This is a genomic window from Dyella sp. PARNA 12/25 (genome assembly GCF_055702865.1).
On sequence record NZ_JBVQCI010000007.1, the window covers coordinates 192,791 to 205,427 of the forward strand.

11 protein-coding genes and 1 riboswitch are annotated in these 12,637 nt (G+C 64.2%); of the genes, 4 read left to right on the top strand and 7 right to left on the bottom strand.

Translation table 11 applies throughout. The annotated features are described in order from the left end of the window. Positions 1–59: 59 nt before the first annotated feature. The 4 genes from AC0GUR_RS14865 to AC0GUR_RS14880 all read right to left on the bottom strand — a co-directional run bounded on the left by AC0GUR_RS14865 (position 60) and on the right by AC0GUR_RS14880 (position 3,468). Positions 60–1,661 (bottom strand): peptide chain release factor 3, encoded by a 1,602-nt coding sequence (locus AC0GUR_RS14865; RefSeq protein WP_472878272.1) that lies wholly within the window; start codon positions 1,659–1,661, stop codon positions 60–62. Positions 1,662–1,855: 194 nt separating this feature from the next. After that, the gene (locus AC0GUR_RS14870) at positions 1,856–2,353 is read right to left on the bottom strand and encodes a GFA family protein (protein ID WP_472878273.1); all 498 of its coding nucleotides are present in this window, start codon (positions 2,351–2,353) and stop codon (positions 1,856–1,858) included. A 34-nt stretch (positions 2,354–2,387) separates the two neighbouring features. Continuing rightward, positions 2,388–3,053 carry a M24 family metallopeptidase gene (locus AC0GUR_RS14875; protein ID WP_472878274.1) on the bottom strand — a complete coding sequence of 222 codons (666 nt, stop codon included), beginning with the start codon at positions 3,051–3,053 and terminating at the stop codon, positions 2,388–2,390. Between the two features lie 58 nt (positions 3,054–3,111). Continuing rightward, a complete protein-coding gene (locus AC0GUR_RS14880; protein WP_472878275.1) occupies positions 3,112–3,468 on the bottom strand; it encodes a DUF1304 domain-containing protein in 357 nt (118 codons plus the stop codon). A 192-nt stretch (positions 3,469–3,660) separates the two neighbouring features. On the opposite strand from AC0GUR_RS14880, the gene AC0GUR_RS14885 reads away from it, so the two are divergent. Continuing rightward, the gene (locus AC0GUR_RS14885) at positions 3,661–4,452 is read left to right on the top strand and encodes a hypothetical protein (RefSeq protein ID WP_472878276.1); all 792 of its coding nucleotides are present in this window, start codon (positions 3,661–3,663) and stop codon (positions 4,450–4,452) included. Between the two features lie 3 nt (positions 4,453–4,455). Here AC0GUR_RS14885 and AC0GUR_RS14890 read toward each other — a convergent pair whose 3' ends face one another. Beyond that, a complete protein-coding gene (locus AC0GUR_RS14890) occupies positions 4,456–5,193 on the bottom strand; it encodes a 2OG-Fe dioxygenase family protein (RefSeq protein ID WP_472878277.1) in 738 nt (245 codons plus the stop codon). A gap of 182 nt (positions 5,194–5,375) precedes the next feature. Continuing rightward, a riboswitch (SAM riboswitch) is annotated at positions 5,376–5,492 on the top strand. 84 nt (positions 5,493–5,576) lie between these two features. Here AC0GUR_RS14890 and metX point away from each other — a divergent pair. From metX to AC0GUR_RS14905, 3 genes are read left to right on the top strand one after another with little or no spacing between them, the layout of a single operon-like run. Continuing rightward, on the top strand, positions 5,577–6,605 hold the full coding sequence (metX, locus tag AC0GUR_RS14895; protein ID WP_472878278.1) for a homoserine O-succinyltransferase MetX: 1,029 nt from the start codon (positions 5,577–5,579) through the stop codon (positions 6,603–6,605). Positions 6,606–6,654: 49 nt separating this feature from the next. Beyond that, positions 6,655–7,845 (top strand): cystathionine gamma-synthase, encoded by a 1,191-nt coding sequence (gene metB / locus AC0GUR_RS14900; RefSeq protein WP_472878279.1) that lies wholly within the window; start codon positions 6,655–6,657, stop codon positions 7,843–7,845. Next, positions 7,842–8,927, top strand: a complete 1,086-nt coding sequence (locus AC0GUR_RS14905) for a homoserine dehydrogenase family protein (RefSeq protein WP_472878280.1) — start codon at positions 7,842–7,844, stop codon at positions 8,925–8,927. The genes metB and AC0GUR_RS14905 overlap by 4 nt, the downstream gene beginning before the upstream one ends. A gap of 162 nt (positions 8,928–9,089) precedes the next feature. On the opposite strand, the gene AC0GUR_RS14910 is transcribed toward AC0GUR_RS14905, so the two are convergent. Together AC0GUR_RS14910 and AC0GUR_RS14915 are read right to left on the bottom strand one after the other, a co-directional pair. Beyond that, positions 9,090–10,697, bottom strand: a complete 1,608-nt coding sequence (locus AC0GUR_RS14910) for an APC family permease (protein ID WP_472878281.1) — start codon at positions 10,695–10,697, stop codon at positions 9,090–9,092. 415 nt (positions 10,698–11,112) lie between these two features. Continuing rightward, positions 11,113–12,495: an L-serine ammonia-lyase gene (locus AC0GUR_RS14915; RefSeq protein ID WP_472878282.1), complete on the bottom strand. Its 1,383-nt coding sequence runs from the start codon at positions 12,493–12,495 to the stop codon at positions 11,113–11,115. Positions 12,496–12,637 lie beyond the last annotated feature (142 nt).

The following is a 12,637-nucleotide window of genomic DNA, read 5'->3' on the forward strand; positions in this document are numbered from 1 at the left end:
TGCGGCCACATCTGCCGACCGTCACCCCGACGCTTGCGAGGGGGTGACGGCGGGTTGCGTTACAAATCCACCGACGTGGCGTGCTCGCGCGTCGCCGAGAAACGCACAGCCGGCGAACGTTCCTGCGCCAGCTGCAGATTCACACGCGACGGTGCAAGGTACACCAGCTCGCCGGCAGCATCGACGGCGAGATGGTTGGCATTCTTCTCGCGGAATTCCTCGAGCTTCTTCGCGTCGTCGCAATGGATCCAGCGCGCGGTGGCGACGGTGACGGGCTCGAAGGTGGCGTCCACGCCGTACTCGTCCTTCAGGCGATAGGCCACCACGTCGAACTGCAGTACGCCGACCGCGCCGAGGATCAGGTCGTTGCTCATCAGCGGGCGGAAGAACTGCGTGGCGCCTTCTTCCGACAGCTGGGCCAGACCCTTCTGCAGTGCCTTCATCTTCAGCGGATCGCGCAGGCGTGCGCGGCGGAACAGTTCCGGCGCAAAGTTGGGGATGCCGGTGAAGCTCACCATCTCGCCTTCGGTGAAGGTGTCACCGATGCCGATGGTGCCGTGGTTGTGCAGGCCGATCACGTCGCCGGGATAGGCGTTTTCCACGATTTCGCGGTCGCTGGCCATAAAGGTGAGCGCGTTGGCGATGCGCACGTCCTTGCCAGTGCGCGTCTGCATCATCTTCATGCCGGCGTTATAGGTGCCCGAGCAAACGCGCATGAAGGCGATGCGGTCGCGGTGCGCGGGGTCCATGTTCGCCTGGATCTTGAAGACGAAGCCCGTCAGCGCATCTTCCTCCGGCTTGATGTCACGCGTGAGCGTAGCGCGCGACTTGGGCGAGGGCGCATGCTCGACGAAGAAGTCCAGCAGCAGCTGCACGCCAAAGTTATTTACCGCGGAGCCAAAGAACACCGGCGTGAGCTTACCGGCGAGGTACTGGTCGAGATCGAACGGATGCGAGGCGCCTTGCACCAGCTCCAGTTCATCGCGCAGCTCTGCCAGCGCTTCGGCGCCGATGGCTGCCTCAAGGCCCGGTGCGTCGAGACCCTTGAAGATGGTCGAATCCTGGCGCGTGAAGTTCTTGCCCTGCTCGAACACGTGCACTTCGTCAAGCAGCAGGTGGTACACACCCTTCAGGCGCTTGCCCATGCCGATCGGCCAGGTAAGCGGCGCGCAGGCGATACCCAGCACCGATTCCACTTCGTCCAGCAGCTCGATCGGCGAGCGGCCCTCGCGGTCGAGCTTGTTGATGAAGGTCATGATGGGCGTGTCGCGCAGGCGGCACACCTCCATCAGCTTGATGGTGCGTTCTTCCACGCCCTTGGCGCAGTCGATCACCATCAGCGCGGAGTCCACCGCGGTGAGCACGCGGTAGGTGTCTTCGGAGAAGTCCGCGTGGCCTGGGGTGTCGAGCAGGTTGACGATGCGGCCCTCGTACGGGAACTGCATCACCGACGAAGTCACCGAAATGCCGCGCTCCTTTTCCAGCGCCATCCAGTCGGAGGTGGCGTGGCGAGCGGCCTTGCGGCCTTTCACCGAGCCGGCCATCTGGATGGCACCACCGAACAGCAGCAGCTTTTCGGTGAGCGTGGTCTTGCCCGCGTCAGGATGGCTGACGATGGCGAACGTGCGGCGGCGACGGGTTTCGGTGAGATGCGTAGACATGGCGGTTTCTGGGCTCGCGAACCCGCCATTGTACCAAGGGTGGGGGAGGGGTGCCGGGCAGGCCCAGAAGACCTTGTAGGAGCGCACTTGTGCGCGACCGCGGCCTTCACGACGTTGTTGCCTCAACACAGGGCCAAATGCCCCGCCAGCGGCGGGTCGCGCACAAGTGCGCTCCTACAAATGGGGTTGGGCGGTTACCGGCGAGGTTCCCGCCTCTCCCGCAACACGAGCCGTCGCGCCTGGCTTTCGGGCGGCCAGTACTCGTCCAGCGAATAGAACTCCGGCACGGCCGGCAGGCCCTCGGGTATCACCACCCAGGGCTGCTTGCTGGTGGTGTAGATGTGGATGTCCGGGCTCACCCGGAACGGTTCGTCCATGGTGCCGACGCGGATAAAGGCCACCGCATCGCCGCCACCGCCATAGTGGCTCCACAAAGCGATGCGGCAGGTGGGGCACCGGAAGATCTTCTGACCCTTGCCGCTTTCGGACGGGGTCACGATCACTTCTGGCATGCCTTTGAGCAGGCTGAGGCGGTCCGTTTCGATCATGGCGTTGAGCGCGAACGCGGTGCCTGTTTCGCGTTGGCACCACCGGCAATGGCAGCAGTGCACAAACAGCGGCGGGCCGCTGAACCGGTAGCGCACCTCGCCGCAGTCGCAGCCGCCTTCCATTTCGGGGTTGCCAGTCATCATGGGGAGCACCTCCACCAGACGATGGGCGCGACGCTCAATCGCGCGTCAACAGATCCTCGTAGAACGCTCCATAGGGTTCCGTCGGGTGGGCGATCTGGATCTCCAGAATCCACAAGCCGCTGGCCGGTAGCTCGCTGAGTTCACCCAGATCGCCCGCCTTGAACACCGCGTGGGGGAAGTCACTCACGCGGTGGCCCTTGGTCTCATGGTTGAGACGCCAACCCATCGCCGTCGCTTCTTCCTCGGCGAATGCATACAGGGCCTCACCGCTCAGGCCCTGCGTGCGCCATGCATTGGCCACCCGGCGGTGCAGTTCGCGCGCGGCGTCCGCACAGGCCTGTTTTTCCGGTGCGTGGCCCACCACGAAGGTTTCGCCCGCGTCGCCTTCATGGCCGGCGAACACTAGTCCGAGGTCGATGAAGTAGATGTCGTTCTCGCCCAGGCGCACATAGGGTTCGGAGCGCTCGCGGTACATGAGGGTGGTGTTGACGCCGATGCGGATGATCACCGGGTGCCACAGCCGTTCCATGCCTAGCCCGCTGAACACCTCCGCGGCAGCGGCGCGGGCTTCATCTTCGCTGATGCCGGGGTGCATGCGTTGGCGAATGCCCTCCACCGCAGCCCAAGTGCGCTCGCGCGCGTGCTGCATCAGTGCGGGATCGAAGCGGCTGCCGACCGCTTCCTTCGATGACGTGGGCATGATCTTTCCGTGGTGCTTTGAGTCGGAAAGCATGACACAGCGCGCCCTGCGGCGCAGATCAGGCCAGCAGTACCAGAGTCAGGCCGATCAGCGCGGGCAGTGCCTGAATCCACAGCACTTTACGGCTGGCAGTGAAGCCGCCGAACAGGCCGGCAATCAACACGCAGCCCAGGAAAAACAGCGTGATCGGGGTGCCTTCCCGGCCCTGCCAGAGGCCCCAGAACAGGCCGGCGGCGAGAAAGCCGTTGTAGAGCCCCTGATTGGCGGCCAGCACCTTCGACTGCTTCGCGAATTCCTCGGTCAGGCCAAAGGCGCGGCGGCCCGAGGGGCGGTCCCACAGGAACATTTCCAGTATCAGGAACCACACGTGCAGGAGGGTGACCAGGGCAACAACGAGTTGGGCGGCGATGAACATCGGCTGGGCTGCAAGTGGGAGGAGGTCGAAGTGTTACAGCCTGCCTGCGGTGTCGCAAATGGGTGGGGCGCCCGGCCGGTGGCAGGCGCTGACGGCGCGGCGTAGTGTGTCGGGGCTGGGCTCCAAGCGGTGGTGCGGCAGATTCCAGGGACAATGGGCCTGGCGACTCTCCACTTTCACGGAATCGCAACCATGAAACAGTCACTGCGTACGGCTGTGCTGCTGGTTCTTCTCTGCCCGGTTTGCGCGATGGCCCAGAGCGCTTTCGATGGCACCTGGAAGATCGACACGAGCAAGGTGCAGATGCCCAAGAAGCCCGACGTGATCGTGCTGCAGAACGGCATGTATCACTGCGAGACCTGTGCGCCGCCCATTACGGTCAAGGCGGATGGACAGGACCAGAAGGTCGAGGGCCACCCCTATTTCGACACCATGGTCGTGCAGGTGGTCAATGACCGTACTGTGAAGGAAACCGACAAGAAGGCAGGCAAGGTGGTGGGCACGTCCACCACGACCGTCGCCGCGGATGGCAAGACGGCGCATTTCGAATTCAGCGACAGCAGCAATACCAATGCTGCGCCCGTCACCGGCAGTGGCGACATGAAATTGGTCGCCAAGGGCCCTGCAGGTTCGCATGCAATCTCGGGTTCCTGGGTCACCGCGGACCTTGGCAATTTTTCCGATAACGGTCTGCTGTTCACCTACAAGGAAGAAGGCGGCATGCTCAGCATGACCACGCCGACCGGCCAGTCATACCGCGCGAAGACCGATGGCACTGAGGCGCCCTACAAGGGCGATCCCGGCATCACCAGCGTGACCGTCAAGCGAACCGGCAAAAATTCCCTGGTGGAAACCGACAAGCGTGATGGCAGGGTGATCAACGTCATCAAGCAGACCCTGAGCCCGGATGGCGAAAGCATGACCGTCGTCTTTGACGACGAGTTGCGGCAGCGCTCGATGTTGTACGTGGCGGTGAAGCAGTAACGGTCACTCGTCCAGATGGCGGAACGTCACCACCAGCACGTCGCGGTGCGCGGGATGCGTTGGGTCGTGCGGTGTCACTGCGGTGACGCCATGGCAAACGCGCGTGTCGTCCACCAGCGCCGCATCGAGGGAGTGGGTGAGGGTGAAGCTGCCCAATAGCTCACCATCCGGCTGGTGGATGCTGGTGGTGCCGCTTTCGATATTCACGCGGTCGATCAGCAGCACCAGCACGTAATCCACGCCGTCGCGATGGACGCCCTCGGGCGTGGGCTCGCCAGCGGCGCCGGGGCGCGCCTCGATGCGAAACTGGTGCACTTCCACCTGCCAGCGCTGTACGGCGGGTGCGAGGCTGCTGAAAAAGTCACGACTGAAACCAAGGATGCACTGCAGGCTTGGGCCATCAGCGATGGCGGGCAGCACGGGCTCGAACCAGCGCTCGATGCCGCCCTGCAGGCTGTTGTAGTCCAGGCTCTGGTAATGCGGCTGATGGGGTTTGCGCTGGATGTCACCGTGGGCGCTGGCCGTGAACACCGCGTGGCGCCTCCGCCGGTGGCGCCCCTTGGCGGCCAAGTAGCTGTCCGGACCGAGCTCGTCCCAGCTGGCGACAAAGGCGGCCCATTCCGCCAGGCCGGCGTCCGGGCCCAGCAGCTGGCGCATCACGTCGCTGGTGACAAAGGCAAATCCGTCCTGGTGGATAAGGGTCTGCAGGTTCTGCAGGCCGGAGGCTTGGTGGTTGGTCATGTCGCAATGGGGTGGGGTGGAGGACATAAGCATAGCGCCCTTCGAAACCCTGAGAAATGGCGCAGCCATGCGGCTTCGGGGCGCATGTACTGGCCCTGCGGGTGACCTGTCTCTGTCAATTGGATGTGTAGACGTTTAGACGTCTATTGACACGAGTGCCAATGCGTCGATAAAGTCCCCTCCACTCATCGAGACCGGCGGAGGGACAGGCCCTTTGAAGCCGGGGCAACCTGCGGAACAGTTCCGCGACGGTGCCAATTCCTGCGGCAGCGCGTCGGGCGCAAGCCGCGAGATGGGGGCAAATCCGCACCGCTGCGTCATCGCAGGCTGTGCGTTGCTCTCCTCTCCGGTCCGCAGTTCGATGCCGACCGGAGAAGAGACCCATGTCCAGCCAGCCGCAACCTGTTCCTCCCGCTGTGACCGCCCCTATCGCGGCCACCGGTGCCATGCGGTCGGACCTCACCACCCAGCGCTGCACTCGCCGCCTCACCCTGACGCCCAAGTACGGCAGCGCGCCGTGCGAGGTGGATGTGCGTTACCTCTGGTGTGGCGCGCCGGATGCGCCCACGGTGATCGTGCAGGGCGGTATCTCTGCCAATCGCGACGTGGTGACGCTGGATGGTGAAGCGGCACCCGGCTGGTGGCAGGACCAGGTAGGCACTGGCCTGCCGCTGGATCTCGATCGCTATCGCGTGCTTTGCATTGACTGGCTCACGCCCGCCGACCTTGGTGGCGTACATGCCATCTCGAGCGAGGATCAGGCTGACGCACTGGCGGCGCTGGTAGAGGCGCTGGGCATCGGTCGCGTACACGCTTTCATCGGCTCGTCCTATGGCGCCATGGCCGCGCTGGCATTCGCTGCGCGCCATCCCTATGCGCTGGGCCGATTGGTGCTGTTGTGCGGCGCGCATCGTCCGCATCCCCTCGCTACCGCGCAGCGTTCGGTGCAGCGCGGCATCGTACGTCTCGGTCTTGATTGCGGTCAGCCCGGGCAGGCGCTGGCGCTGGCTCGTCAGTTGGCCATGACCACCTACCGCGGCAGCGAAGAGTTCGCGCGTCGCTTCAATGCCGCACCCGAGTTTCGCGAGGGTCGTTTCCACTTTCCAGTGGAGGACTATCTCGAGCACGCCGGCCGGCGCTTCGTCGAACGCTTCGACGTGGAGCGCTTTCTCGCGCTGTCCGAGTCGATCGACCTGCACGATGTCACGCCCGAACAAATCGCCGCTCCCGCCACGCTGATCGGCTTCCCGTCGGATCGCCTGGTGCCGCTCGCCGACCTGTGCGAACTGCAGCGCCGCCTGCATGGGGCCGCCACGCTGGAAGTGGTGGAGTCGCCCTACGGACATGACGCATTTCTCAAGGAAACCGACCGCATCGCGCCGCTGCTGCGCGAAGCGCTGGCCGGCTGTTGACCCCGACTCCAACAAGAACGCCACAAAGCTAGATGCACGGAGAATCACCATGAGCGACACCCCCGCCCCCTGTACCCGCGCCGTGCGCGCCGGCATCGAATCGGACACCCAGCATGGTGCCGTGGTGCCACCGCTGCATCTGTCAACCAACTACGCGTTCAATGGCCTAGGTGGCAAGCGCGCGTATGACTACTCGCGCAGTGGCAACCCCACGCGCGATCTGTTGGGCGAAGCGCTCGCCGAGCTGGAGCAGGGCGCTGGCGCCGTGGTCACTGCCAGCGGCATGGCGGCGGTAGCACTGGCACTGGAGTTGGTGCCGGCGGGCTCACTCGTGCTCGCGGCGCACGATTGCTACGGCGGTACCTGGCGCCTGCTGGATGCGTGGGCGAAGAAGGGGCGGTTCCGGGTGAAGTTCGCCGACCTCACCAACAGTCATGTGCTTGCGGATGGCCTGGCGGAGAAGCCTTCGCTGGTATGGGTGGAAACGCCCTCCAATCCGCTGCTGCGCATTACCGATATTCGCCACATCACCCAGGCTGCGCACGCGGTGGGTGCGTTGGTGGTGGTGGATAACACTTTCCTCTCGCCGGCATTGCAGCAGCCTTTGACGCTGGGTGCTGACGTGGTGGTGCATTCCACCACCAAGTACATCAATGGCCACAGTGACGTGGTGGGTGGTGCCGTGGTGGCGCGCGATCCTGCGGTGGCCGAACAGCTCAAGTGGTGGGGCAATTGCAACGGTCTTACCGGCGCGCCGTTCGACAGCTTCCTCACCCTGCGTGGTCTTCGCACGCTTAGCGTGCGTCTGCGCCAGCATCAGGAAAGCGCAGCTCGCATTGCCGAGCTGCTGGACGGCCACGCTGCCGTGCGCAAGGTTTATTACCCAGGTCTTGAGAGCCACACGGGTCACGCGTTGGCCGCCCGTCAGCAGCTGGGCTTCGGCGCGATGCTGAGTTTTGAGCTGGAAGGTGATGTCTCGCATATCGAGGCCTTCGTCGATGGTTTGCGCTACTTCTCGCTGGCCGAGTCGCTCGGCGGCGTCGAAAGCCTGATTGCACATCCCGCGTCGATGACGCATGCGTCGATGGCTCCCGACGCGCGCCGCGCGGCTGGTATTGCGGATAGCCTGTTGCGCCTGTCCGTGGGTATCGAGGATGGCGACGACCTGCTGCACGATTTGAAGGCAGCGCTGCAGCGTGCCGAGGCAGTGGGTGAAGGCAAACGCCGGGTGAGCGCATGAGCGCCGTGTTGGTGGAGGATGCCGCGACCACGTCGAAACCGCAGACGTCCGCGGGTATTGCCGCTGTGCTGCTGGGCACCGGTGTGGTGGGCGGTGCTTTTCTCAAGCTGCTCAACACGCCGGCCGCTGCATCGATCAAGCTGGTGGGCGCGGCCAATTCGCGTCGCCAGCAGACGCACACCGAACAACTGGCCGACCGCACGCTGCGCGAAAAGCTGAAGAGTCACGGCGATCCGCGCAACGACGCCACCCTGCTGGCGGCGCTCGATGAAAGCGATGCGTCGGTGAAGGTCATTATCGATGCCACCGCGAGCGGCGCGCTCGCATCACGGCATGCGGAGTGGCTGGCGCGTGGCTATCACGTCGTCACCGCCAACAAATCACTAGCCGGTGGTGACCTGCCCGGTTGGCGCTCGCTGCAGGCGGCGCTCGCGCAGGGCGGACGCTATGGTGATTCGGCGACTGTGGGCGCGGGCTTGCCCGTCATCTCCACGCTGCGCCGCCTGCGTCATTGCGGCGACGCGCTGCTGACACTGGAAGGTGTGTTCTCGGGTTCACTGTCGTACCTGTTCAACCAGTACGACGGCAGCCAGCCGTTCTCCGCATTGCTGCGTCGCGCACGCGAACTGGGGTACACCGAACCCGATCCTCGCAGCGATCTTTCCGGTGAAGACGTGGCGCGCAAGCTGCTGATTCTGGCGCGCTGTGCTGGCTTCGCGCTGCGCCCGGACGAAGTGGAAGTGGAAAGTCTGGTGCCGGAAAGTCTGCGTGGTGTGGATGTGGAAACCTTCCTGGCGCGTTTGGACGAACTCGACGAGCCGCTGGCGGCGCGTCATGCGGAAGCGAAAGCACGCGGCGGTGCGTTGCGTTTTCTTGCGCGCCTCAATCAGCGCGGCCGCGCACGCGTGGGGCTGATGGAAGTGCCAGCCAATCATCCGGCCACGCGTCTGTACGGTACCGACAACCAGTTTGCGCTGAGCACTACGCGCTACAACACGCAGCCGTTGGTGATCCAAGGGCCAGGTGCAGGACCGGAGGTGACGGCGCAGGCATTGCTGGGGGACGTGCTGGCGTTGGCGTAGCGCTAGCGAGGCGACGGTCGCGCACAAGTGCGCTCCTACAGATTCGATACGCGTTGTAGGAGCGCACTTGTGCGCGACCAACCTTCAACGTGATTCGTGCCCAAAAAAGAAAACGCGCGGCTCATCACCGCGCGTTTTTCATTTCCATCGATCTGGCAACGGTCAGTCGTGCACGTGCGGGTTGGCTTCTGCCTCTTCCACCGACGGCGTGCGCCAGCCGGACTTCACGCCCCACACGTAGAACACCAGACCAATCACCGCGACCACCACGAGGTCGGTACCGTAGGTGAGGTAGCCGTTTCCACCGAAATCGGTACTGCCCAGCCACGACACCAGCGCCAGCGTCGGCAGGTAGAAGATCAACCACCACGCGCCCTTCATCTGACGACCGAAGTCCTCCCAGTTGGCCTTGAACTGGTAGTACAGGTACACCGGCAGGGCCACCACCATCAGCAGAATGATTTCGCCGGTCAGCGGCCAGCGCGCCCAATACAACAGCTCGGTGGCCATGATGAAGGCCACGCCCGCCAGGATCGGCAGTCCGGGAATTCGCAGTGGGCGATGCATGCTCGGAGCGGTGCGGCGCAGCGTCATCGCGCTCACCGGTCCGGTGAGGTACGAAATGATCGTCGCCACTGAGATCACCGCCGCCAGCGTGCCCCAGCCGCGAAACTTAAACAGGAAGATGTACGACACCAGCAAGTTGAACCACATCGCCGGACGCGGCACGCCCCACTTCGGGTGGATGCGGCCGAGGATCTTCGGCAGGGTGCCGTTGCGCTCCATGCCGTAGATCATGCGGGCGGTGGTGGCGGTGTAGGTCATGCCGGTGCCGCTGGGGCTGATGAAGGCATCGACGTACAGCAGCATGGCCAGCCAGTGCAGGTTGACGATGATGGCCAGCTCGGCAAACGGCGAACGGAAATCGATACCGTGCCAGCCGGCCTTGGCCAGCATGTCAGGCGGCACCGAGCCGAGGTAGGCCACCTGCAGGATCACGTAGACCACGGTGGCCAGCAGGATGGAGCCAATCACCGCAAAGGGAATGCTCTTGCCCGGGTTGCGCGCTTCGCCCGCTAGGTTCACCGGGCTCTGGAAGCCGTTGAACGAGAACACGATGCCGGCGGTAGCGACTGCAGTGAGCACAGCGGCAAGGTCAATGGCATGCGCATCGCCGTGTACGCCCACCGAGAGGTTCTCGCTGTGGAAGCCGCTGGCAATCAGCGCCAGGCCGGTAGCGGCCGGCACGATCAGCTTGAAGGTGGTGATCAGCGTGTTGGAACGCGCAAACAGCTTCACGCTCCAGAAGTTGAGCAGGAAGTAGATGATGACAAGCACCGCTGCGATGCCCAGGCCGGTCATCGAGAGCTCACCATGGCCGTCGGGCATGTGCATGTACAGGTCTTGCGCCCACTTCCACGGCCACGAGGCCATGTACTGGACCGACGCTTCCGCCTCCACCGGAATCACCGAGACGATGGCGATCCAGTTGGCCCACGCGCCGATGAAGCCCACCAGCGAACCATGCGAGTAATGGCTGTAGCGCACCATGCCGCCCGACTCGGGGAACATCGCGCCCAGCTCTGCGTAGGTCAGGGCAATGGTCATGATGATGGCCGCGCCCAGCACCCAGGCCCAGATGGCGCCGGGGCCAGCCAGTCCTGCCGCTTTCCACGCGCCAAACAGCCAGCCGGAGCCGATGATCGAGCCCAGGCCGGTAAGCATGAGCGCAAATGGGCCGACATCGCGGCGGATGGGAGATTGAGACATGCAGGTCCCCAGGGTCAGTAGATCGACGAGCCGCCACCCGGGCGACATAAGGTCCGGATCATGACAGACCGTTCATGGTGCTGTCAGCCCACCGGGAGTCATGGTCCGGGGAGCTGTGCAGCGGGTAGGTGGTTGAATGGATTGCGGAAAGTGCGGTGCATGGGCTCACTGTGCACTTTGAGAGCGGACTGGGTGAGGGGGCTTGAGATATCCCCTCTTGCGCGTCATTCCAGCGAAAGCTGGAATCCAGCGACTTTCTCGCCGACTCCAACTAAAGGCACTGGATTCCGGCTTGACCAGCCTTCGGCTGTTGAAAAGCGCCTCGCCGGAATGACGGTGAGGGGATAGGTGGTCTGTTGCGAGTCCCCCCCCACAGCCCAGCCCTGTCCCCGAAGGGGATAGGGCGCACGAAGCGTCAGCACTCGATCACGTTGACCGCCAGACCGCCACGCGACGTTTCCTTGTACTTATCCTTCATGTCGCGACCGGTGTCGCGCATGGTGGCGATCACTTTGTCCAGCGACACGCGGTGCTTGCCGTCGCTCTTGAGTGCCATGCGGCTGGCGTTGATGGCCTTCACCGAACCCATCGCGTTGCGCTCGATGCAGGGAATCTGCACCAGGCCACCGATGGGGTCGCAGGTCAGGCCGAGGTTGTGCTCCATGCCAATTTCGGCGGCGTTTTCCACCTGCAGCACGTTACCGCCGAGTGCAGCGGTGAGGCCGCCCGCGGCCATTGAGCACGCCACGCCCACTTCACCCTGGCAGCCCACTTCAGCGCCGGAGATTGAGGCGTTCTCCTTGTAGAGAATGCCGATAGCGGCGGCGGTGAGCAGAAAATCGACGATGCCGTTTTCGTCTGACTTCGGGCAGAAGCGGTGGTAGTAGTGCAGCACGGCGGGCACGATGCCGGCGGCGCCGTTGGTCGGTGCCGTCACCACGCGACCGCCCGCGGCGTTCTCCTCATTCACGGCGAGGGCGTAGAGGTTTACCCAGTCGAGAATGGTGAGCGGATCCTTCAGCGAAGCTTCCGGCTGGTCACGCAGGTCGGCGGCCATCGCCGGCGCGCGGCGCGTGACCTTGAGGCCACCCGGCAGCACGCCTGGCGAGCGCAGGCCGCGATTCACGCAATCCTGCATGGCCTTCCAGATGGTCAGCAGGCCGGCGCGTGTTTCCTGCTCGCTGCGCCAGACCTTTTCGTTCTCCATCATCAACTGCGCAATGGTGAGGTTGTGCTTGTGGCACAGCTCCAGCATCTGATCGCCGGTGGAGAACGGGTAGGGCTGCTCGGTGGTATCGGCCACGATGCGGTCTTCTGCCGCCTCGTCGTGGTTCACCACGAAGCCGCCGCCCACGGAGTAGTAGTCGCGCGTGGCCAACTCGTGGCCTTCGGCGTCATAAGCGGAGAAGCGCATGCCGTTGGTGTGGAACGGCAGCTTCTGGCGCTTGTTGAACACCAGGTCGCGCTTCTCCTCGAACTCGATCTCATGCTTGCCGAGCACGCGCAGGCGCTGCGTGGTGCGGATACGCTCCAGCGTTTCGGGAATCTGGTCGGGGTCGACCGTATCCGGGTGTGCCCCTTCAAAGCCAAGCAGCACCGCTTTGTCGGTGCCGTGGCCGCGGCCGGTCATGGCCAGCGAGCCGTACAGCTCGGCGCGCACGCGCACGACACGGTCCAGCACGCCTTTCTCTTCCAGCCAGCGCTCGGCAAAACGGGCCGCGGCGCGCATGGGGCCGACGGTATGCGAGGAGGACGGACCAATGCCGATCTTGAACAGGTCGAATACGCTGACAGCCATGGAAACACGCAGAGTGGGCGGGGAGAGCCGTCTATTCTACGCGGGCTGGCGAGACTTCGTTGTCGCGGCGCAGCGATGGTTTCGGTGCGCGGGCGTATGGACTTCGGTAGGGCCCTTTTTACCCTCAAGCAAACCTACTCGT